Here is a 20,245-nt window from a genome sequence, read left to right on the forward strand (position 1 = left end):
AGCATTCAGGTCTAGTCGTTCAAAAAGAACCGTGAAAATGCACAAACCATTGAAAAATGTCGTCATTATTGGTGCCGGTTTCGCTGGCCTTTCGACAGCCAAGGCGCTTGCAAATGCGCCTGTCGACGTGACATTGGTGGATCAGCAGAACCATCACCTCTTTCAACCCCTGTTGTATCAGGTTGCCACTGCCGCTTTGGCTCCAGCTGACATTGCCGTCCCCATCCGTCGCATTCTGCGACATCAGCGCAATGTGACGATTGCAATGGACAGCCTCGTAACCGTGGATAAAGACAATCAGACCGTCAAATTGGAGTCGGGTACAACCCTGCACTATGATGCGTTGGTGATCGCAACTGGTGCAAAGCACAGCTACTTCGGGAATGATCATTGGGCAGACGCGGCACCCGGCCTGAAGACGTTGGATGATGCGCTATACCTGCGGGATCTTGTGTTGAAGGCCTTTGAACATGCAGAACAAATCGTCGAAAACGACAGGGATGGGGCCGAACGCAAACTCCGCTTTGTGATTTTCGGGGCGGGACCAACCGGTGTTGAGCTTGCCGGCGCGATTTCAGAACTTTCGCAGTCAATGATCCGTGATTTTCGAAGAATTACGGATGACATGGTCGAGGTCCTCTTGATTGAAGGGACGGACCGCGTCCTCCCATCATTTCCCGAAGAACTGTCGGTAAAGTCTAAAACCTATCTAGAACAGCTTGGCGTCAGCGTCATGCTCAATACACGGGTGACTGATGTTTCAGGTATGCAGGTTCAGACCCCGGACCAAACGATTGCAACTGAAACAATTATTTGGGCCGCAGGCGTTCGCGCATCACCCGCGGCAGAATGGTTGGACAGTGAGGCTGGCCCAAATGGTCGGATCATAGTGGATGAAACATTACGCCCGGTTGGGCACGATAACATCTACGTCGTTGGTGATGTTGCACGATATGAACAGGACGGCGCCCCTCTCCCCGGCATCGCACCGGTCGCCAAGCAGATGGGAACATATGTCGGAAGGCGGCTGGCGAAGACAGCCAGTGGTAAGGACACCAAAGACCTCTTTCGCTACGCAGATGCGGGCGCGCTCGCGACGATTGGCAGGAACAGGGCCGTTGCAGACATCTATGGCCTGCAATTGGCGGGGTTTCTTGGATGGCTCCTATGGGGTGCCGCTCACGTTTATTTCTTAATCGGGTTTAGGAACCGTCTGTTTGTCACGCTGCAGTGGGCTTGGTCTTATCTCACCTGGCAACGTGGCGTTCGGTTGATCATGGACCGGGAAAAGGGCGGTTCTTGAAAGCAAAGTTTGGAAGTTTCCTACCTGTGCAGAATCTCAGGTCAATCCATGACTTGATCTTCACCGGGTCAGTCCTCTTACAACTATGAGCGAACGGCCAATGTCGCAGTTGCGTGACTCAGCCCGGTACAGTGCACCTAAAGCGATTTTCGTGCTGCGAGCGCGAGCGCGTTTTTGCAAAGTTCTTGCACGAAGCCATCAATGCTCAATCGAAGTTTATTGGCAGTGGTATCCCCTAGTTGGTCAATCGATCTTTCGCTAACGGCCCAATGCTGCCGTTACCCGACCATAACGGATGCTGCAAATGCGTCGATCCAAAGCGGCCGCTCGCCTTGAGCACAAGACATTAGACCGAGCTTGTTGCTGCGGCGTTAGAGAGCCTGGCATTGGTGACGGGTTTCTCGACGAAAACTGCACCCGCGATCTGCAGGTCCCGAAGGGAGGATTTGCCGCTGATCAGGATCCGCCTAGTTTCTGGCGCAAGACCCCGCGCACGCTTCGCGGCAGCATCAGCGGGCCTCTGCGACGAAAATATACCCTTGCCTGCGCCGGGTCTGCAGATGCACTGGCTTAGAAGGGCTTTCTTCGATTTTGCGGCGCAGCCTCAGGATAAGGACATCAATCGTCCGGTCGACATACTTCGTCAGATCGTTGCCAAGTTCCGACAGCAATTCCACACGCGTGATAATCTGGTTGGGACGTTCGAGGAAATACTCCAACAGGCGGTATTCCGCATGGGTCAGAGAGATTTCCGCGCCCGTGTCATCGAAAAGAGCGCGGCTTTTTTGATCGACTGTCAGGCGTCCAAATCCGCGCCGCGATGTTTCTGACGCGGCGTGTGTCACAGCGTCTGCCTTGCCATAGCGGCGCAAAACCGCCCGGATGCGGGCCACCAATTCGCGTGGGTTAAAGGGTTTAAGCAGATAATCATCCGCGCCGACCTCAAGCCCGACGATCTTGTCGGTTTCATCCTCACGCCCCGTCAGCATGACGATGGGCAGATCGCTCGTTTTGCGAATATCCATGGCCAAGGCCAAACCGCTTTCATCGCGCAGCTGCAGGTCAATCAGAACAAGATCTAGGGGCACCTCGCGTGCGGCGTGCAAAACTTTTTGGGAGGGCAACATGAAGAAATTAGGAATGATCTCGGCGGCTGCGCTGATGGCATCTGGTGCCGCAGCCTGGGTCGATGAGCTGAGCGTGGTGTGCAGCGCAGAGCAGGATTGGTGTGACTTGATGGTTGCGGCCTTTGAGGCGGAAAACCCAGACACCGATGTGTTGATGGTGCGCAAATCGACCGGTGAAACCCTGGCGCAAATCCGTGCTGAGGCAGGCAACCCCTAGATTGACGTCTGGTGGGGCGGTACTGGCGACCCGCACCTGATCGCAGCCGAAGAAGGCCTGACGCAAGCCTCTGGCATGGACTCAAGTGAGCTGCTGGGCTGGTCCCAGAATATGGCCGAGATTTCGGAAGATCGTACTGTCGGCATCTAGGCCGGTGCCTTGGGCATCGCCTACAATACCGAAATTCTGGCCGACAAAGGCATTGCCCCGCCGGAATGCTGGGCCGATCTGGCCGACCCGCGGTTTGAGGGCGAAATTCAGGTCGCATATCCGAACTCCTCGGGCACAGCCTACACCGAACTCGCTACATTTGTTCAGCTCTTCGGAGAAGACGAAGCAATGGAACGGCTGGCCGCAATTGGGGCCAACGTGAACTCTTACACCAAATCCGGCTCCGCCCCTACAAAGGCTGCGGCACGCGGCGAAACGGGTGTCTCCATCGGCTTCATGCACGATATGGTGAACCAGGCTGCCATCGGACTTCCGTTGGCCATCGTCGCACCGTGTGAAGGCACCGGATATGAGGTTGGCGCTGTTTCCATCATCGAAGGTGCGCGCAATTTTGAAGGTGCTCAGGCCTGGGTCGAGTTCGCCTTGCGGGTGGATATTCAGTCTCGCGGACCAGAAGTTGGGGCCTTCCAAGTGCCGTCCAATTCCAATGCGTCGGTGGCACCGCAATCGCCGGACCTCGCCTCGATCAAGTTGATCGACTACGACTTCGCGACCTACGGTTCTTCTGAGACCCGCGAACGTCTGCTGGCTCGTTGGGACGCCGAAGTGGGCGATCCAAACCCCAAGCAATAATCCTCCCTGTCAGCCCCGCACGACGCGGGACGGACGACGGATGCTCCGCCGGAAAAGGCGGGGCATCCCCAATCTGCATGGACATTACGATGAAAAAGACAGTCCTTTTCTGGCTGGCCCTTGGGGTGTTTGGGTTCATCTGCCTGCCGTGGCACATGACCGATGATGGTGTTTTTAACGCTGGGTGGATGACGGACGGCACTGCGTCTACCGGTCTGTTTGCGAGCGTTGCGGGGCAATGGTGGCTGGCCCCTGTAGGTCTGGCGCTGCTCGGCGCTCTAATGCTTCAGTTAAGTGTCGCGGACCCTGTTCGCCGCGCACGTCTGACCCTTGGTACATCCATCTTTGGGTTGGCCCTTTTGGCTGTCCAGGGCCTTGTCATTGTGCGCGCCGGCCCGCGCATACTTGAGGCGTTGCTAACCTCAGAATCCATTTGGCCGGGCAACCCGGCATGGGAGCGGGTGCTGCGGTTTGTGCGCTGTCTTTGCTTTTTGCAGCCACGATCTCCATCTCTCAGTCGGGAAAAGGCCAAGGCGATGCCTTCGTCGTCAGCACCATTGGTCTGATAGTGGCACTCGTCGCGATTTTCGTTTTTTTCCCCGTCATCCACATCCTTGTCCGCGCATTCGAGGTCGAGGGTGGCTATGCGCTGACCGAGTTTTTCCCGCGCTTTTTCAGCAGCGACATTTGGGGGCTTGGCTGCCTGATCAGCGGCCGCTCCTGTGGTGTTGGCATCAATTCGCTGATCCTTGCGGTGATGACGGGTGCAGGCACAACGCTGCTGGGGCTGTCCTTTGCGCTGATCTTCACACGCACCGATTTTCGCGCCAAAAAGGTTCTGCGCGTGCTGACCGTTTTGCCGATCATCACACCACCCTTTGTCATCGGCCTCGCGCTCATCCTTCTGTTCGGACGCGCGGGCACCGTGACCGAATTCTTTGCCGACCTCATGGGATGCGAACCTCGTGCCGTGCGAAGTTGAAGCCACCAAGGGCAAAATGGCAACGGCAATGTTGAGTGGTCAGACATTCAGCATCCCACATCATGGCATCGGCAAGGGTGCCGCACAAATGGTGTTGCGTCCCCATGCATTGACCCTGACTGCGCCCAGGACGACTGGCCTGCAGGGCGAAGTGAGTTATGCGGCCTATCTGGGCAAGGAAATGCAATATACTGTCGAAACGCCTGTTGGGTCTTTGTTTGTCATTGCACCTGTCCAGGCCAACCCCTTCGTGCAAGGTGACAGCGTTTCGGTCAACATTGTCCAAGAGCAGGCCCGCCTTGTGTCGACCTGAACCTGAAATACGCGTCCCCTTTCCCAATTGCCAGACCGGCACAACATCCAAGAAACGGATGATTTGCGCCGCGCTTCGATCAGTGTTTTGAATAGGCATGACCTTTGAACAGCTCCGCACATTCCTTTGGGTGGCTCGCTTGGGTGGCTTTCGCAAAGCCTCCGATCGCCTGCACCTGTCGCAGCCTGCCGTTTCAACGCGTATTTCGAATTTGGAGGTTGAGCTGGAATCCAAACTCTTTGAGCGTGGACCCGGAGAGCTTGTCCTGACCAAGAAAGGTCAGCAACTGTTAGGGTATGCCGAGCAGCTTCTCTTTGTCGAAGAGGAGATCAAAAACCGTGTGGCAAACCCCGCCGAAACCGAAGGGCTGTTCCGCATCGGCGCCTCTGAGACAATTGCTCAGTCATGGTTGCCATCCTTCATCCAAGCCTTCAGCGCGCAATATCCCAGAGTGAATGTCGACCTCACGGTGGACATTTCACTGAACCTGCGTGCGTCGATCCTGGAACGGCGTCTTGATCTGGCTTTTCTGATGGGGCCTGTCTCAGAATATTCGGTCAAGAATGTCGCTTTGCCGCAATTTGATCTGCACTGGTACAAATCCAGCAAAATGGGAAAGGTTGATCTGACCCAGACACCAATCATTTCCTATTCAAACCAAACCCGCCCCTATCGGGAGCTGACCTCGGAACTTGCGCGCCGCGTGGGGCCAAAATCGCGGGTGTTCTCATCGGCGTCGCTCTCTGCAAGTTTGAAGATGATTGCAGCGGGAATCGCTGTTGGGCCCTATCCGCGTGTTCTGGCGGTGCCTCATCTCGACGCGAATGAGGTGGCTGAGTTTGATCCAGGTTTTGTGCCGCCTCCTTTGGAATTCACAGCCTCGTATTTGGCTGAGCCACACAGCTTTCTTGTTGAAAATAGTGCAGAAATTGCGCGCAACGTCGCACTAACCTGGCATCAGGTGCACCCCAAGTAGTTTCAAAATTTCTATCACCTTAGATAGAAAATGATAATTTGTGTGAATTTACCCCCTGTGTGAAGTTTGAGCGGCAGGAACACGGGGGCGACATGTCTACACAGACAGTATCCAAGGCTGACGCAAAAGCGCTGCCCAGCGGTGAAATCCGCAAGCTGATCAGAGCGGGCAAACATGATGCGCATACCGCAGGGCTCGCTCCGGGGAAACTCCAGTGCAACCTCGCCATTCTCCCCGAGGCTTATGCACTGGATTTTCTGCGGTTTTGCCAACGAAATCCCAAGCCTTGCCCGCTGGTGGGCGTCAGCGAAACAGGCGACCCGATGCTGCCGACCCTTGGGCGCGACATCGACATACGCACAGATGTGCCCCGCTACCGGGTCTTTTGCGACGGCGATTTTGCCGAAGAGGTAACAGATATCTCAAGCCGCTGGACCAAGGATTTGGTGACGGTCGCGCTTGGGTGTTCATTTACCTTTGAAAACGCACTCATACGGGCCGGTATTCCGGTGCGCCATATTGAGCAGGGGCGCAATGTGCCGATGTTTCGCACCAATATTGATCTGGTGCCCGCGGGGCCGTTTGGGGGCAAGATGGTCGTCACAATGCGCCCGCTCCGCACAGACCAAATCGAAGATGCACGCGCGATCAGCACCCGGTATCCACAAGCGCATGGGGCACCAATTGCAGTTGGCGATCCTGAAACCATCGGCATTTCTGACCTTGCTCAACCCGACTATGGCGATCCTGTCGACATCAAACCGGGCGAAGTCCCGGTTTATTGGGCCTGCGGTGTGACGCCCCAAAACGTGCTTCGGGCGGCAAAACCCTCCCTGTGCATCACACATGCGCCTGGGCACATGCTGATAACAGATGTCGCCGAAGATGCGGACACAACGATCTATCAAGAATCCAACCAACTAGGAGTGAAATCATGAAACGTACATTAACAGTGCTTGCCGCAACGACGGCACTTGCAGCACCTGTTCTTGCCGAGGACCTGTCAGTCGTCGGCAGCTGGTCCAGCCTGCCACTGCATAAAACCTATGAAGCGCCATTCTGGTCCGAGACTTTGCCAGCCGCCGGTGATTTCAACGTTGAACTGACAACACACAACCAAATGGGTCTGGGTCTGTCCGAGATTTACCCGTTGCTGGGCCAAGGCGTCTACGACGTGGCGATGACGGTTGCAGACTATGCCGTTGGCGATGCACCAGAGCTGGAAGGGCTTGATGTGCCACTGCTGGCGCTGACGGCGGATGAAGCCCGCGCAATGGTCGATGCGGCCCGCCCCATGGTGTCCGACATCTATCGCGCACGCTTTAACGCAGAGGTTCTGGCGATTGCGCCCTACCCGCCGCAGGTCGTGTTCTGCAACGCGGAAATCAGCAGCTTTTCCGACCTGGAAGGTTTGAAAGTCCGGGCCTCTGGCCGAATGACTGCGCTCTTTCTCGAAGCACTGGGCGCGGAGGGTGTGAACGTGTCGTTCTCAGAAGTGCCCGGCGCGTTGCAAAATGGCGTTGTTGATTGCGCCGTGACCGGTGCAGGGTCCGGGTATTCCGCTGGCTGGTGGGAAGTCACCACCCATCTTTTGCCAATCCCACTGGGCGGTTGGGATCACGTTGTCACAGCTATGAACGCTGACAAATGGGATGGACTAAGTGCTGCGGATCAGGCTGTGATCAAGGAACAGATCTCGTCAGGGTTTGAAGAGCCTGCTTGGGCCAGCGCCCAAGACGCTTTGGTCAACGACATCGCTTGCCTGACAGGCAATGGCGATTGTCCGGCAGGTGAGGCGCGCAACCTGAGCCTTGTCAGCATCTCGGACGCTGATTTTGAAAAGGCCCGGGGCATCCTGATTGGTGAGGTCCTGCCAGATTGGGCAGAACGCGCCGGAGGCGATTGGGCAGCCCGCTGGAACGCGTCGGTTGGCCAAGTTGTTGGCGTAACGATCGAGTAAGCGCAAAAGCTGAAGGACGCATGATATGGAACTGGCGTTGATCAATACGCTTCGAAAGCTCAACCAGACAATCGCCCTGATTGTCGGGCTGGGGCTTTTGGGAATGGCGGCCTTTGTCGTTGCCGATATTGCGCTGCGTCAGGTCCATGCGTCCTTTGGCGGATCAGAAGAGCTGGCAGGCTATGCGATGGCCTTGGTCAGTTCATGGGGTATGGCCTATGCGTTGCTAGAGCTTGGCCACATCCGTATCGATCTGATCCGGTCCCGCACGGGCAGCATGGCCCGCGCGCTCTTCGACATCTTCTCAATGATTGTGATGTCAGGTGTCGTTGTGACCATCGCGATCAAATGCTGGCCTGTTGTGGAACGCGCCGTTGAAAACGGCAGCCGTGCCAACACGCCACTGGCCACGCCGCTTGCTTGGGTGCAAATCCCCTGGTTCGCGGGCTGGGTATGGTTCGCGCTCATGTCCTGCTTGGTGACCCTGGCCGCCATCGGCCTGCTGGTGCGCGGCCGCGCGACAGAAACCGAAGCTTTCATCGGTGCATTTGCGGAGCAGGAGAGCCTGAAATGATCACATACGTCTCTGTTGGCCTATTGGCCCTGCTTGCCGTTTCCATTCCCGTAGGCATTGTTCTTTTCCTGCTTGGGTTCGGCGTGGATCAGTTCTTTTCCAACTTCCCCCTCAGCCGTGCGTTGGGGAACATGGTCTGGTCGTCTTCAAGCTCGGCCACGCTGATTGCGATCCCGTTCTTTGTGCTGTTGGGCGAAATCCTTGTCCGCTCCGGCGTTGCCACCCGCACCTATGCCGCACTTGACCGCTGGGTCAGCTGGATGCCCGGTGGATTGGTGCACGCGAATGTCGCGACCGCCACGATGTTTTCAGCCACCTCCGGCTCTTCTGTGGCGACCGCTGCAACTGTGGCCACCGTCGCCATGCCCCAAGCTGAAAAGCTTGGCTATGACCCCAAGCTGTTTTCAGGAGCGATTGCAGCAGGCGGCACGCTGGGCATCATGATCCCGCCGTCGATTAACCTGATCGTCTATGGGTTCCTGACCCAATCCTCTATCCCGCAGCTTTTCCTTGCGGGCTTGATCCCCGGTCTGGCCTTGGCCTTTGCTTTCCTGATGATCACCGCGATCATCTGCACGATCCGGCCAGAGCTGGGCGGCAATCGTCGGGTGTTTCCGTTCATCCAGATGGCGCGGGCGCTGATCGACCTCGTTCCGATCCTGATCCTTTTTGGATTGATCGTCGGTTCAATCTATCGCGGCTGGGCCACCCCGACAGAGGCAGCGGCCGTTGGTGTCGCAGGCGCTTTGCTGATTGCGCTGGCCTTTGGCGGGGTCAATTGGACGATGATGCGTGAAAGCCTTTTGGGCACCATCAAAGTGACCTCCATGATCATGCTGATCATCATCGGCGCATCGTTCCTGAATTTTACGCTGTCTTCCGCAGGCCTTGGCCGCGAACTGACCAGCTTCATGGAGGGGCTCGGCCTTGGGCCGCTTGGCTTCATCATGGTTGTCGTTGTCCTCTACATCGTACTTGGCTTTTTTATTGAAACGCTTTCACTGATGGTGGTGACGATCCCAATCATTGTGCCAATGGTCCTCGCACAGGGCTACGACGTGATCTGGTTTGGCATCCTGATGATCGTCCTGGTCGAAATGGCGCTGATCACGCCCCCTGTTGGTCTGAACCTCTACGTCGTTCAAGGCGCGCGTAAATCAGGCAACCTGAACGAGGTGATGTTGGGCGTCATACCCTATGCGCTGGTCATGCTCGCGATGGCCTTTGCGTTGATTGCCTTTCCTGACATCGCACTCTGGCTGCCGAACGCCCTTCAATAGCGCTGCACGCCGCGCGTGACGAACGAAAGGCAGGGATGCGGCACCGCATGCCGCGAACTAGGGTCAGGTGCTTCCCAACAAATCCCGTGCGATGCGCTCAAAGATGGCGCTTCCGACCGGAATAAGATCATCTGGGAAATCGTAGTCGGGGTTGTGCAGCGCTGCGTATTTTTCGCCTGGCCCCAGGCACAGCATCGCCGCTTTGGCATTCCAGCCAAATACACCAAAATCCTCAGATGCACGCATGGGAACGCCCGCATCCCCATAGGAGACATCGAGTGCATCCATGGCACGCGTTGCCACCGCATAGGCCTCTGCATCATTGATCGAGGCCGCGAAATCATCGCAGACCTCAAACGCGATCCCAAGCCCGAACGCCTCCGCCGCTGAACGCGCAAGATTGCGCGCCGTGGCTTCAAGCTGCGCCATGCCTGCATCACCTGCTGTGCGTAATGTCGCGAAGATCTCCGCGTCCCCCGGTGCAACGCCAAACGAAGGCTCACCGATTTTCACATGGGTAATCGTCACCAATCGGAAAGCGTCGTCCAGTGCGCCACCCGTCCCCAAAGCATCCAGCGCAGGGATCAATTGAGCAACAGCCCGTGCAGGAGAGACGCCGTCTTCTGGATCGGCGGCATGTGCAGTTTTGCCCGACAGCTTTATCTTCAGCCCAAGCGACGCGCAGTTTATCAGCCCAACACAGGTCGAGACATATCCAAACGGACGGCCGGGTTCGATATGAATGGCAAAGGCCCAATCCGCTTGAATGTCTTGATAGGCGGGATCGGAGACAACGGCTTTGGCACCACTGCCGTCTTCTTCGGCAGGTTGGAACATGAGAACAACGCGGCCCTTTGCGACCCGTTGACGCGAAATCATACGCCCCAGCGCCAGCAGCATGGTCATATGCCCGTCATGACCGCAAACATGGCTCTTGCCGGGCGACAGGGACGCCCACGCGATGTCATTACGCTCTTCAATCGGCAACGCATCCAGCTCAGCGCGGAAAAGAACCGTTGGGCCGTCTGTGCCGCTGTCAAACACTGCGGCAACGCCATGCCCACCCAATCCAGTCAAGATGCGCGTCGGCGACAAGGGCTCCAATGCCGCGACAATCCTGCGGGCCGTTTCGACCTCCTCCCCCGACAGTTCGGGATGGCGATGCAGTTCGCGGCGAAATTCTGTGAGCTCCTTCAAATCAAGATTTGTCAGCATGTATGTCCCGCGTCCAAGGTAAGTTCAGCCTGCAGTGCCGCCCCTAAGTCAGCGTGGAAAATACGCGCCCAGCGCCGCGCCATAAGAAAGGGCCTTTTCCATGTCGCATGGCAGCAAGAGTTTTTCGAGACCTGAAACGCAGGGTGTGCCAGTGCCCAGACCACAAAGGTTCCCAGCCCCGAAAGCGGACCATGACAAAAGCTAGCTGTCAGACACCAGCAGCCTAGGGCCGTTAATCCCCCAACACATCACGCAGGATGTCTTCATCCATGCGCACCGTATGCCCGGTTTCCGGGAACGCGCCTGATCCGACATCAGCGATGTATTCTTTGTAAGCCGCGATGCGTTCGGCTTGCAGGCGGTCTCTTTCGGCGGCGAAGTCGCGGTATTTCTTGGCGTGGCGGGGAAAGTGGCCGCGGTTCTCGCCCAGAATGTCGGCAGAGAATAAATACTGCGCGTCGCATCCCCCGCCCGAGCCCAGCGAGATTGTCAGCATTGACGTCCGCTTGGTCATCTCAGTTGCAAGAGGCGCTGCAACGACCTCCAATTCCACTGCAAAAGCACCGGCTTGTTCAAAATCCTGCACCTGCTGCCAGACCATTTTTGCCTGCTCTGCGGTCTTGCCTACGGCGCGGTAGCCACCCGTCCACGTGGCTTTAGGCGGCACCAGACCAACATGGCAAATGACAGGCACGCCTTCACGTGCAAGCGCTTCGACAATCTTTGCGCTGTAGCCGCAATAAACCGACTGCGCGCCCGCCTTCATCGCAGCCATAGCATCGCGCAGCGCCTCTGTCGCGTTTGCGTGCTGGCCCCAAGGCAGACCAAATTGGAAATGCGTGCCCGGAACTGATTTTGCGAAATGGGCGCGTTCGGGGATAAAGGCCGTGCCGATCATGTCCATGCCCGCCTCAGCCGCGGCAATCGCTTCTTCCTCACGCGCCACTTGGACGTAGGCGATCTGGCGCACGCCTTTAAGGGCGCGCAACTCCATGATGCTCAACGATCCCTTCACTGCCCCATGATCCTTTTGCGCCGCTCCTGCATCTTTTCGTTGGCCGACGGGGTGCCGTCATGGAAAGACCCGAACCACTTGTCCCAAGGGATCTCAAGGCTGCCGTAGTTACATTCGAAATAGCGGTGGTGCATCTGGTGGTGGAATGTCCCCAGCGCCAGCCGGTTCTTGTCCCCCACCAGCAACCCCTGAAAGCCGGTATGCGTCGTGATCGCTGTCAGGAAATAGTACTGCAGGTGGAACAAGATGTGCACCGGATGCGCCCCAATAACGAGGTGGATGAAAACCGAGCCCAGAAAAATGAACTGCTCCACCGGATGCATCGACATGCCAGACCACGGGCCCACGTTGATGTTGCGGTGATGCAGGGAATGGACGTGCTTGTAGAGGAACGGAATGTGCAGCGCCCGGTGGATGATGTAGAAATAGAAGCTCTCCCAGATCGGGATCAGGAAAAAGATCGCAACAAACCAGACCGGGTTCGCCTCAAACGTGACCAGACGCATGTACCCGTTGGCCAGCGCCCAGAATAATACCGCCTCAAACGCGGTCCAGATCAGCACCCCGGTCCCAAGCGTCCAGAACATATTGTCCCGCACTTGCCCGCCCAGGGTGAATTGCCGCCCATTGACCATCAGCGGGCGCGGGTCGAATTTCAGCTCCTTTCCTTGGGCAGAGAACGTGTAGAACCACAGATGCAGGGAACCGGCGACCAGAAGGGTCAGCACGATGTTGCGCAGATACATCTGAGCAATCCAGCCAAATCCGAAGGTTTGTGTTTCTTCCAAAGAGGGCTGGAACCAGACGTAGCAGGCGAAAGCCAGGCCAAGAATGATCAGCTTTTCTGTGATCAAAAACCATGAATTCCAGAACCACTTCACCATCTCAACCGGATCCAGCGGCCAGGTGAAGAACGGCGATGTCCTAAGTGGGACATCCGGCAGATGGTTCCATCCTTTGAGCTGTTCGTCAGACATAAGCGCAATCTCCCTAGCGGCAGAGCAAGATTGACACAGCCAGCTTCCTACAACAAACAGAATGAAACGATGAACTACCTCAGAAAATCAGATTTAAGATGACCCTCTCTTTGAAAGCCATGCAATATTTCAACACGGCTTTGGCCTATGGCAGCATCGTGAAAGCGTCTGAGCATTTGAACATCTCAGCCTCAGCCGTGTCCGCCGCGATTGATCAGGTGGAAGAGGCGTTTGAGCTGACTTTGGTATCGCGGCAACGCTCTCGTGGGATCACCGCGAATGCAAGCGGGCGTTTGATCGCGAAGAAATTTCAGCACCTTTTAGAGGATTATCAATCCATCCTGTCAGACGGCACAGCGCTGAAACAATCCCTCAGTGGCACCTTGCGCGTCGGCTATTACGCGCCGATTGCACCGGCGTTTCTCCCCGATATCCTGGCGACCTTCGTACCCAAAGATGGCAGCTCCGTGCTCCATCTTCAGGAGTGTGACAATGACGCCGCCCAGCAGGGGCTTTTGAATGGCGATTTCGACGTCATCCTTTTCGTAAGCGATGGGGCCAAAGCATCCATCAACTTCGACGTGTTGATAGAAGCGGCCCCCTATTGCCTGCTGCCCGCGTCCCATCCTTTGGCAGAACACGCCACCATCAGCCTGGCCCAGATCGCAGAGCAAAGCCTTGTCATCCTCGACCGCCCCGTCGCGGGTGCCTACTACCGAAAGCTCTTTCAGGACTTTGGAACGTCCCCCAACATCGCAGCCTACGCCAATTCAACTGAGATGGTTCGAAGTCTGGTGAGCCAAAACTATGGCTGTGCCGTCCTCAACATGACCCCACTGACCGACGTCTCCTATGCCGGCGAAAAGCTGGTCAGCCTGCCGATCTCAGACGCGTTGCGCCCGCTGACACTGTCCATCGCCTACGACCCTTCAAAACCCAGGCGTATCGTCGAACAGTTCGTTCAAGCCACCCGCGCGTATTTTGACGACGTGGGACAGAAACACTGCGTTGCTGCGCGTTGAGGGGGAACAGGGCTTGGCGCACGCAACGTTTTCAGACGCTGCGCTGCGAATAGTCTGCCATCAACTCCGCGTTGCCGGCGGATCAGTTAATCGAAGCGGCGACTTTAGGAGCTACACCAAGACGGCAAGGACCACCGGCACGCCGTGTCTCTGAAACCGATCTGGATGGCCCTTGGTTTCAGCTGATGACCTCTACAGCCGTAGATTACGATGCAGACCGCAGACTTTCCTGGATCAAGACCGCAGCGATGCGCAGCGCCTGCGCGAGGCTGGTGTCGATGTCACCTACGTCTCGGCCCCCGATGCCACACATGCCTTTGACATGGGCAAAACCCCAACTGCGGCGACGTTCCTCAGCTCACAATTCAGCTTTCTGGACACATACCTAAGCTAACTCGACCGCGGGGCCATCACACAAGACAGCCGGTGCCTTCATGGCATCGGCGCTACCGTCCCCGGTTGCACAGCCTCAGAACAGCTTGGCCTGTCAGCTGACACCGCCGCCTGCCAAAAGCGTGTCGATATCCGCAGCCCCGTACCCAATCCCTTCGAGAATTTCCCGCGTATGAGAGCTTTGGTCCGACATCTGCGGCACCCGTGTTTCAAAGTTGGAATAGCGAGGTGCGGGTGCCGGCTGGGTCGTGCCCCCCTCCGCGACGAAAGTCTCGCGCGCCGCGTTATGCGGATGATCCGGCGCTTCGGTCAGGGACATCACCGGGGCATAGCAGGCGTCGCTTCCCGCGAAAACCACGTCCCATTCATCGCGCGTGCGCGCCTTCACCGCTCCGGCAATCTTGGCCTTCAGCGCGTCCCATGATCTGCTGTCCAATTGCTTTTCAAATGATGGATCATCAGACAAGCCCAACAGCTGCAGCATCTGCGCATAAAACTTCGGCTCAATCGCCCCGAGGGAGATGTATTTGCCGTCCTTGGTTTCAAAGACGTCATAGAAATGGGCACCGGTATCCAGCAGGTTTGTCCCGCGTTCGTCTTGCCAATTGCCCTGCCGCAGGAACGTATAAATCATCGACATCAGCAACGACGCACCATCGGTCATCGCCGCGTCCACAACCGTCCCCTGCCCCGTCCGTTGCGCCGCCAGAAGACCCGCCAACATGCCGTAGGCCAGCATCATGGCACCGCCGCCGAAATCACCAACCATGTTGATCGGTGGCACAGGCGGTCCGTCTTTGCGGCCAAAGGCATGCAAAGCGCCCGTCAGCGCGATATAGTTGATGTCATGGCCCGCCATACTGGCGTAAGGCCCTGTCTGACCCCAGCCTGTCATCCGCCCGTAAACCAACGCAGGGTTCAGCTTAAGCATCTCGTCGGGGCCGAAACCCAGCCGTTCCATCACCCCGGGGCGAAACCCTTCGACAAGACCGTCTGACTTGGCGATCAGATCGAACAAAACCGCCCTGCCCTCATCGGATTTCAGATCCACAAACATGCGCTTGCGCGACCGCAACAAAATATCCGTCTGCGCCGGGCTTTCAGGCCCCGCCTGAACACCGCCCGGGCGTTCAATCCTGATCACCTCCGCACCGTGATCGGCAAACATCATGCAGGCAAAAGGCCCCGGCCCGATCCCTGCAAATTCAACAATCCGCACTCCGTCAAGTGGTCCTGGCATCGCTCTATTCCAATTCTGTTTGCGTCCAGACAGACAGCCGCCCGAATGCGACCGCTCTAAGAGAAGTCTGCCTTGCGTTTCTCCCAAAAGGCGGCAACGCCTTCTGCAAAATCCGGATGCTCACCCGCAGACTTCTGCGCCACGCGCTCCGCCCGAAGCTGCGCGTCAAAAGATGCATCGCCCGCTTGCCAAAGCAACTGCCGCGTCAGGCCCAGCGCATGCGTTGGCCCCTTGGCGATTTTTACCGCGAGTTTTGCCGCCGTGTCGATAACCTCAGCGTCCTCAACCACGCGTGTGACCATCCCTGCCTTGTGCGCTTCTTCCGCGCCGAACCGTCCACCCAACAACGCAAGCTCTGCCGCCCGGACCCGTCCCAGATTGCGGGTCAGCATCCAGGTCGCGCCGCCATCCGGCACCAATCCGATATGGCAAAAAGCCTCCAGGAAATACGCGCTCTTGCCTGCAACGATCAAATCGCCCGCCATGGCCAGTGATGCCCCAACCCCGGCTGCCGCTCCATTCACAGCCGTAATGAACGGCACGTCGAGGTTGCGAATATCCATCATCAGGCCGTTATAGACCTCCTCAAGCACCTGCCCTGCATCAATCGCACCCGGTTTGATGTCCAAATCCGGCGACAGGTTCGCACCAGAGCTGAACGCCTTGGAACCGCCCGTCAGAACGATTGCCCGCGATTGCTTTTGCCCCATGGCCAGCGCATCGCGCAGCGCGTTGCCCACCTCTGGCGTGATCGCGTTCAGCGTCCGGGGATCGTTGAGTGTGATTGTTGTGACATTATCGGCCACATCCACTTGGGGAAGATTTGTCATAATTCGCTTCTCAGATCGCCCTACAGATGACTTCTTTCATGATCTATTCGGTTCCGCCATAAATCCGCGATACCCGCGCATCACACCAAAGCTGCGCGATCAGGTATTCGTTCATGTAACCGGCACCGCCATGCCGCTGCAACGCATCGTCACACATCGCGTTCAGGATTTGGGTGTGTAAAGCTTCGCGGCTGAGGCCTCAGCCGTTGTCAGCGCGCCCTTCCCATGCCGCAGCAGGCACCGGTTCAGATGCGCCAAACCCACATCATGCCACCTTGTGCAATGGGGTGTTCGATGCCCAGCAGCTTAGTAAAGCGATCTGAGATCAACGTCAGACCACAGACCACAGCCCTTTGTGATATGCCCAAAACACAGCAACACTTGGCGGCACATCAAACACTTTGATATGCCGACCCCAGCCAGTCGTGCGCCGGAAACAGCTGAAAAGGAAATGTCATGGTCGAAACTGCCTATATTTTCGACGCTCTCAGAACACCCCGTTCCAAGGGCAAACCCGACGGTTCTCTTAATGAAGTCAAACCGATCAACCTTGTCACAACGCTGCTGAGCGAAATGCAAACGCGCCATGATCTGGATACCTCTCGTGTGGATGATGTCATCATGGGATGTGTCAGCCCTGTTCAGGAACAAGGTGCCGTGCTGCCCAAGATCGCGCTGCAAAAAGCAGGCTGGGACGAAAGCGTACCGGGTGCTCAGGTGAACCGGTTCTGTGCCTCAGGTCTCGATACCCTCAACACCGCCGCCGCGAAAATCGCCTCCGGCTGGGAAGACATGGTATGTGCCGGCGGCTATGAAAGCATGTCGCGCGTGACCATGGGCTCTGACGGCGGGCCCTTCGCTGAAGATCCTGAAACCGTCCTGGCCACAAAATTTGTCCCCCAAGGTATTGGCGCAGATCTGATCGCAACTCTACAAGGGTTCAGCCGCGATGACGTCGATGCATTTGCCGTGCGCTCTCAGCAACGCGCGGCAACAGCCCGCGACAACGGGTGGTTTGATCGCTCTGTGGTGCCCGTCAAAGACGAAAACGGCGCTGTCATTCTGGAGCGTGACGATTTCATCAAACCCGCAACCGATATGCAGGCGCTTGGCGCCCTGAAACCCAGCTTTGCAAAGCTGGGCGCGATGGGCTTTGATGCCGTGGCCCTGTCGAAATACACCGAAGTCGAACGCATCAACCACGTGCACACGCCGGGCAACTCCTCTGGTATCGTGGATGGCGCGGCCTTTGTCCTTCTGGGCAGTGAACAGGTCGGCAAAGACCTTGGCTTGACGCCCCGCGGACGCGTTGTCGCAACCGCTGTCACCGCATCAGACCCTATCATCATGCTGACCGGGCCTACGCCTGCTTCGCGCAAGGCGTTGAAAAAGGCCGGCATGACCATGAACGACATTGATCTGGTTGAGATCAACGAAGCCTTTGCCTCAGTCGCCCTGCAGCTGCAGCGCGATTTGGAAGTCGATGACGAAAACCTCAACGTGGCGGGCGGTGCCATCGCGATGGGTCACCCCTTGGGCGCCACAGGCGCAATGCTGGTCAGCACGGTTCTGGACGAACTGGAACGCCGCGAGAAAAAGCGCGCCCTGATCACCATGTGTGTCGGCGGTGGCATGGGCATCGCATCGATCATCGAACGCTGCTAACGGATCAGGAAAATGACCGAATACACGTATGAAAAAGACGAAAGCGGCATCGTCACCGTAACCTTGGATGCCACGGGCGCTTCTGCCAACACGATGACAGAAGCATGGTTGCTCGGCATGGAAGAGCTTGGTCCACGCTTGGAGGCCGAAGAAGACCTCACAGGGATCGTGATCGCCTCTGCGAAAAAGACCTTTTTCGCGGGCGGCAACCTCGGCGAAATCCTTGAGATGTCCGATACCGAAGCAGCGATGGCGCAGGTCACGCGCACCAAAGCCGCGCTGCGCAAAATTGAAAAACTGCCCGTTCCGATGGTTGCCGCAATCAATGGCGCCGCACTTGGCGGTGGCTATGAGATTTGTCTGCTGTGCAACCGGCGCATCGTCGTCGATTCCCCGAAAGCAGTTGTTGGCCTGCCAGAGGTCACCCTCGGCCTGCTGCCAGGTGCGGGCGGTGTGGTCCGCCTGACGGCTCTGATCGGGCTGGAGGCCGCTCTGCCCAATCTTCTGGAAGGCAAACAGGTGCGCCCCGCCCAAGCGGTGAAAGCTGGGATGGTCGATGAAATCGTGGCCACTCAAGAGGATCTGATCCCAGCGGCAAAGGCATGGATCAAAGCGAACCCAGATGCGGGCATCCAGCCTTGGGATCAACGCGGCTTTGTCCCGCCAGGCGGTGATGCAAACAGCCCCCGCGTGCGGGGCGTCATCTCCACCACGCCGGCGATGCTTTATAACAAGACACGTGGGCTGATGCCTGCGCCCGAGAAAATCCTCGATATCGCTGTGAACTCACTCAGAATGGGTTTCGAAAGCGCAATGCGCGCCGAAAGCCGCGGCTTTGCAGCCTTGGCCGTCTCCCCAGAGGCCAAAGCGGCGATCCGCACTTTCTTTTTGGCTTTCAGGATATCAAAGCAGGCAAAGCCCGCCCAAAGGACCATGACAGATGGCAAGCGACGTCCTCCGCCGTTCTTGGCGCGGGGATGATGGGGGCAGGCATCGCATGGGCCAATGCAAAGTCCAAACTGCCAACCCTGCTCAAAGACACCCAGCTTGAGGCAGCCGAACGCGGCAAAGCCTATTCTGAGCGTCTGGCCAAGGGTCAGATCAAACGCGGCCGCATGACCCAAGACGCGGCCGATGCCCTGTTGTCGCAGATCACCCCGACCGCATCAGATGACGATATTGAGAAGGTGGACGTCATTGTCGAAGCCGTTTTCGAAGACATCTCCCTGAAAGAAAAGGTCATCGCCGATACGTTCTCCAAGCTGTCTGACGACGGCATCTATGGCTCAAACACCTCAACCCTGCCGATCTCCATCCTGGCAGAGGCCTGCCCGGACCCAACCCGTTTCATCGGCCTGCATTTCTTCAGCCCCGTCGACAAAATGCGCATCGTGGAGATTATCGTGGGTGAGAAAACCAGCGATGCGACATTGGCAAAGGCCTACGATTACGTCCTGCAAATTGGCTACACACCCATCGTCGTCAACGACAGCCGCGGCTTCTTTACCAGCCGCGTGTTTGGCACCTATCTGGACGAAGGCCAGGCCCTGATGCGCGATGGCGTCTCTGCTGTCGCGGTTGAGCGGTGCTCCTGGACAGCCGGGATGCCGGTTGGCCCGCTTGCTGTGTTTGATGAGGTCTCCATGGCCCTTGCCCAGAAGGTCAAAGAAACCCACGAAATGCTTGATGCGCGTTTGGGCGTCGAAAACGGGTTCCCTGCCGACAACAGCTCAACCCACAAGGTTGGCATCGCGCTGCATGAAATGGGGCGCAGTGGCCGCCTCGCGGGGGCGGGCTTTTATGACTATGCCGAAGACGGCAGCAAATCCCTGTGGCCTGGCCTGAAAGACTTCGCTGAGCGAAACATCGACGTCCCCAAGGCAGATATCGAAGATCGCATGATCTACCGCCAGGTCATCGAGACCCTGAAATGCCGTCATGAAGGTGTTCTGCACTCCTCCAACGACGGCAACATCGGCTCCATCCTGGCAATCGGCTTTCCTGCATATGCGGGCGGCGCGCTGGAATACGTCAACCTCGTCGGAAAAGAAAAATTCGCGGCCCGTTGCAGCGAATTAGCAGAGAGATACGGCGCGCGTTTCCACCTCGATCCTGCGCTTCTAGAACAGGTTTAGCGAAATCCAATCAACGTTCATTCGGGACGAAAACACTGAACACATAAGCGATCAAATTCTTCGCAACGGATACCCGTAAGACCCGCCGTTCAAAGATAACCTATTCTTTGAACCGGACCCGACAGAATGCCTATGAGGCTCTGCCGTCAGATAGCCTCGTCCCCCGGGATCCATGTCCCCGACATTGCCGCAGATCGTCACCCAACGCAGCAAATGT

General features: G+C 57.3%; 22 protein-coding genes. 15 read left to right on the forward strand and 7 right to left on the reverse strand.

Annotated features, from left to right (window positions below; all coding sequences use genetic code 11):
- The first annotated feature begins 37 nt into the window (after window positions 1-37).
- Window positions 38-1,303: an NAD(P)/FAD-dependent oxidoreductase gene (locus ACZ1HM_RS17315; protein ID WP_472743889.1), complete on the forward strand. Its 1,266-nt coding sequence runs from the start codon at window positions 38-40 to the stop codon at window positions 1,301-1,303.
- A gap of 509 nt (window positions 1,304-1,812) precedes the next feature.
- Here ACZ1HM_RS17315 and ACZ1HM_RS17320 read toward each other — a convergent pair.
- Window positions 1,813-2,466, reverse strand: a complete 654-nt coding sequence (locus tag ACZ1HM_RS17320) for a winged helix-turn-helix domain-containing protein (RefSeq protein ID WP_472744653.1) — start codon at window positions 2,464-2,466, stop codon at window positions 1,813-1,815.
- Between ACZ1HM_RS17320 and ACZ1HM_RS17325 the strand changes: the two genes are divergently transcribed.
- The 9 genes from ACZ1HM_RS17325 to ACZ1HM_RS17365 all read left to right on the forward strand — a co-directional run bounded on the left by ACZ1HM_RS17325 (window position 2,429) and on the right by ACZ1HM_RS17365 (window position 9,536).
- Window positions 2,429-2,647, forward strand: a complete 219-nt coding sequence (locus tag ACZ1HM_RS17325) for a hypothetical protein (protein ID WP_472744687.1) — start codon at window positions 2,429-2,431, stop codon at window positions 2,645-2,647. The two genes, ACZ1HM_RS17320 and ACZ1HM_RS17325, sit on opposite strands and share 38 nt — an antisense overlap.
- 159 nt (window positions 2,648-2,806) lie before the next feature.
- Complete coding sequence (locus ACZ1HM_RS17330) at window positions 2,807-3,451, forward strand: extracellular solute-binding protein (RefSeq protein ID WP_472743890.1); 645 nt, start codon at window positions 2,807-2,809, stop codon at window positions 3,449-3,451.
- A gap of 433 nt (window positions 3,452-3,884) precedes the next feature.
- Complete coding sequence (locus ACZ1HM_RS17335) at window positions 3,885-4,433, forward strand: hypothetical protein (protein ID WP_472743891.1); 549 nt, start codon at window positions 3,885-3,887, stop codon at window positions 4,431-4,433.
- Between the two features lie 16 nt (window positions 4,434-4,449).
- Window positions 4,450-4,746 carry a TOBE domain-containing protein gene (locus ACZ1HM_RS17340; protein ID WP_472743892.1) on the forward strand — a complete coding sequence of 99 codons (297 nt, stop codon included), beginning with the start codon at window positions 4,450-4,452 and terminating at the stop codon, window positions 4,744-4,746.
- A 97-nt stretch (window positions 4,747-4,843) separates the two neighbouring features.
- The gene (locus tag ACZ1HM_RS17345; RefSeq protein WP_472743893.1) at window positions 4,844-5,722 is read left to right on the forward strand and encodes a LysR family transcriptional regulator; all 879 of its coding nucleotides are present in this window, start codon (window positions 4,844-4,846) and stop codon (window positions 5,720-5,722) included.
- Between the two features lie 92 nt (window positions 5,723-5,814).
- The gene (locus ACZ1HM_RS17350; protein WP_472743894.1) at window positions 5,815-6,660 is read left to right on the forward strand and encodes a putative hydro-lyase; all 846 of its coding nucleotides are present in this window, start codon (window positions 5,815-5,817) and stop codon (window positions 6,658-6,660) included.
- The gene (locus ACZ1HM_RS17355) at window positions 6,657-7,682 is read left to right on the forward strand and encodes a TRAP transporter substrate-binding protein (protein ID WP_472743895.1); all 1,026 of its coding nucleotides are present in this window, start codon (window positions 6,657-6,659) and stop codon (window positions 7,680-7,682) included. The genes ACZ1HM_RS17350 and ACZ1HM_RS17355 overlap by 4 nt, the downstream gene beginning before the upstream one ends.
- A 25-nt stretch (window positions 7,683-7,707) precedes the next feature.
- A complete protein-coding gene (locus ACZ1HM_RS17360) occupies window positions 7,708-8,256 on the forward strand; it encodes a TRAP transporter small permease subunit (protein ID WP_472743896.1) in 549 nt (182 codons plus the stop codon).
- On the forward strand, window positions 8,253-9,536 hold the full coding sequence (locus ACZ1HM_RS17365) for a TRAP transporter large permease (RefSeq protein ID WP_472743897.1): 1,284 nt from the start codon (window positions 8,253-8,255) through the stop codon (window positions 9,534-9,536). Before ACZ1HM_RS17360 ends, ACZ1HM_RS17365 begins: the two co-directional genes overlap by 4 nt.
- Before the next feature lie 63 nt (window positions 9,537-9,599).
- Here the strand turns inward: ACZ1HM_RS17365 and ACZ1HM_RS17370 are convergent, their stop codons facing one another.
- From ACZ1HM_RS17370 to ACZ1HM_RS17380, 3 genes are all read right to left on the reverse strand, one after another.
- Window positions 9,600-10,751, reverse strand: a complete 1,152-nt coding sequence (locus tag ACZ1HM_RS17370; RefSeq protein ID WP_472743898.1) for an amidohydrolase — start codon at window positions 10,749-10,751, stop codon at window positions 9,600-9,602.
- Window positions 10,752-10,983: 232 nt separating this feature from the next.
- Entirely contained in the window at window positions 10,984-11,766 is a 783-nt protein-coding gene (locus tag ACZ1HM_RS17375) for a 3-methyl-2-oxobutanoate hydroxymethyltransferase (protein WP_472743899.1), read from the reverse strand.
- On the reverse strand, window positions 11,763-12,743 hold the full coding sequence (locus tag ACZ1HM_RS17380; RefSeq protein WP_472743900.1) for a sterol desaturase family protein: 981 nt from the start codon (window positions 12,741-12,743) through the stop codon (window positions 11,763-11,765). Before ACZ1HM_RS17380 ends, ACZ1HM_RS17375 begins: the two co-directional genes overlap by 4 nt.
- A gap of 98 nt (window positions 12,744-12,841) precedes the next feature.
- Between ACZ1HM_RS17380 and ACZ1HM_RS17385 the strand changes: the two genes are divergently transcribed.
- Entirely contained in the window at window positions 12,842-13,765 is a 924-nt protein-coding gene (locus tag ACZ1HM_RS17385) for a LysR family transcriptional regulator (RefSeq protein WP_472743901.1), read from the forward strand.
- A gap of 172 nt (window positions 13,766-13,937) precedes the next feature.
- The gene (locus tag ACZ1HM_RS17390; protein ID WP_472743902.1) at window positions 13,938-14,159 is read left to right on the forward strand and encodes a hypothetical protein; all 222 of its coding nucleotides are present in this window, start codon (window positions 13,938-13,940) and stop codon (window positions 14,157-14,159) included.
- Between the two features lie 93 nt (window positions 14,160-14,252).
- Here the strand turns inward: ACZ1HM_RS17390 and ACZ1HM_RS17395 are convergent, their stop codons facing one another.
- The 3 genes from ACZ1HM_RS17395 to ACZ1HM_RS17405 are packed head-to-tail and all read right to left on the reverse strand — an operon-like array spanning window position 14,253 to window position 16,397.
- Window positions 14,253-15,398, reverse strand: a complete 1,146-nt coding sequence (locus ACZ1HM_RS17395; protein ID WP_472743903.1) for a CaiB/BaiF CoA transferase family protein — start codon at window positions 15,396-15,398, stop codon at window positions 14,253-14,255.
- A gap of 56 nt (window positions 15,399-15,454) precedes the next feature.
- Window positions 15,455-16,228, reverse strand: a complete 774-nt coding sequence (locus tag ACZ1HM_RS17400; RefSeq protein WP_472743904.1) for an enoyl-CoA hydratase-related protein — start codon at window positions 16,226-16,228, stop codon at window positions 15,455-15,457.
- A 43-nt stretch (window positions 16,229-16,271) separates the two neighbouring features.
- Window positions 16,272-16,397: an acyl-CoA dehydrogenase family protein gene (locus ACZ1HM_RS17405; RefSeq protein ID WP_472744654.1), complete on the reverse strand. Its 126-nt coding sequence runs from the start codon at window positions 16,395-16,397 to the stop codon at window positions 16,272-16,274.
- 287 nt (window positions 16,398-16,684) lie between these two features.
- On the opposite strand from ACZ1HM_RS17405, the gene ACZ1HM_RS17410 reads away from it, so the two are divergent.
- Genes ACZ1HM_RS17410 through ACZ1HM_RS17420 form a run of 3 tightly spaced genes read left to right on the forward strand, consistent with a single transcriptional unit; the run spans window position 16,685 to window position 20,028 of the window.
- Window positions 16,685-17,893: an acetyl-CoA C-acetyltransferase gene (locus tag ACZ1HM_RS17410; RefSeq protein WP_472743905.1), complete on the forward strand. Its 1,209-nt coding sequence runs from the start codon at window positions 16,685-16,687 to the stop codon at window positions 17,891-17,893.
- Window positions 17,894-17,905: 12 nt separating this feature from the next.
- Complete coding sequence (locus tag ACZ1HM_RS17415) at window positions 17,906-18,874, forward strand: enoyl-CoA hydratase-related protein (RefSeq protein WP_472743906.1); 969 nt, start codon at window positions 17,906-17,908, stop codon at window positions 18,872-18,874.
- Complete coding sequence (locus ACZ1HM_RS17420) at window positions 18,871-20,028, forward strand: 3-hydroxyacyl-CoA dehydrogenase family protein (protein WP_472743907.1); 1,158 nt, start codon at window positions 18,871-18,873, stop codon at window positions 20,026-20,028. The genes ACZ1HM_RS17415 and ACZ1HM_RS17420 overlap by 4 nt, the downstream gene beginning before the upstream one ends.
- Window positions 20,029-20,245: the final 217 nt, after the last annotated feature.

The organism is Sulfitobacter sp. GN1-4, from assembly GCF_055693825.1.